Raw genomic sequence first — 1,254 nt, forward strand, 5'->3', positions numbered from 1 at the left:
GTTAGCTACGCGGCCACGGGTTCGTTCTCCAGAGCTGCATAGAAGTTGGCCTCGGCTTCGGCTGGCGGGATGTTCCCGATCGGTTCGAGGAGACGGCGGTTGTTGAACCAGTCCACCCATTCCAGCGTAGCGTATTCGACGGCCTCGAAGCTGCGCCATGGTCCGCGGCGGTGGATGACCTCGGCCTTGAACAGGCCGTTGATCGTCTCCGCCAGCGCGTTGTCGTAGCTGTCACCGACGCTGCCCACCGAGGGTTCGATGCCGGCCTCGGCCAGCCGCTCGCTGTAGCGAATGGACAAGTACTGCGAACCGCGGTCGCTGTGGTGAACCAAACCCATGGCCTTGTCGGGACGGCGCTCGTGAACCGCCTGCTCGAGGGCATCGAGAACGAAACCGGCATGCGCCGAGGTGCTGACCCGCCAGCCGACGATGCGGCGGGCATAAGCGTCGATGACGAAGGCGACATAGGCGAACCCCTTCCAGGTGGCGACGTAGGTGAAATCGCTGACCCAGAGCATGTTGGGTGCCGGCACCCGGAACTGACGGTTCACCTTGTCCAGCGGACACGGCGCGTTCCTGTCGGGGATCGTCGTCCTGTGCGGCTTTCCCCGGATGATGCCTTGGATACCTATGTCCTTCATCAATCTCGCAACCGTGCAGCGGGCAACGTCGAACCCCTCACGGCCCAGCTGATGCCAGACCTTGCGGACGCCGTAGACGCGCCAGTTCTCCTCGAAGACGCGACGGATCTCCGGCCGCAGCGCCGCGTCCCGGCGCGCACGATCCGACCGCCGAGCCGGATCGGCCCGCTTCGCCAGATGATCGTAGTAGGTGGACGGGGCGATCGGCAGAACCCCGCAGATCGGCTCGACCCCGTGCGCATCCCGATGCGCCTCAATGAACCCCACCATCACTTCGACCGGCGGTCGAGCTCCGCCATCGCAAAATACGCGCTCGCCTTGCGCAGGATCTCGTTCGCCTGGCGCAGCTCGCGGTTCTCGCGTTCCAACGCCTTCATCTTCTCGGCCATGTCGCTCGGGATGCCCGCGCGTCGGCCGCTGTCGACCTCGGCCTTCTTGACCCACTCGTTCAGGGTCTGCGCGGTGCAGCCGATCTTCGCCGCGATCGACACCACCGCCTGCCAGCGCGAGGCATGCTGACCCTCGGTCTCGAGAACCAGCCGCACGGCGCGCTCGCGCACCTCAGGGGAAAACTTGTTCGTGGTCTTGCTCATGATGCTCCATCCTACTCAGG

The 1,254-nt window shown here is 65.2% G+C and carries 1 protein-coding gene and 1 other annotated feature; the gene reads right to left on the reverse strand.

Features of this window, described 5'->3' with window-relative positions; genetic code table 11:
• Positions 1-5 precede the first annotated feature (5 nt).
• Positions 6-1,234 (reverse strand): IS3 family transposase gene (locus DR046_RS22910; RefSeq protein ID WP_115384636.1). Its coding sequence is split into 2 segments (ribosomal slippage): positions 6-946 and positions 946-1,234, totalling 1,230 coding nucleotides; the frame shifts between segments, so codons are not numbered across the junction.
• Positions 837-953, reverse strand: a sequence feature (AL1L pseudoknot). It overlaps the preceding gene by 117 nt.
• Positions 1,235-1,254: the final 20 nt, after the last annotated feature.

It is taken from the genome of Jannaschia formosa, from assembly GCF_003340555.1.
GTDB classification, from domain to species: Bacteria; Pseudomonadota; Alphaproteobacteria; order Rhodobacterales; family Rhodobacteraceae; genus Jannaschia; species Jannaschia formosa.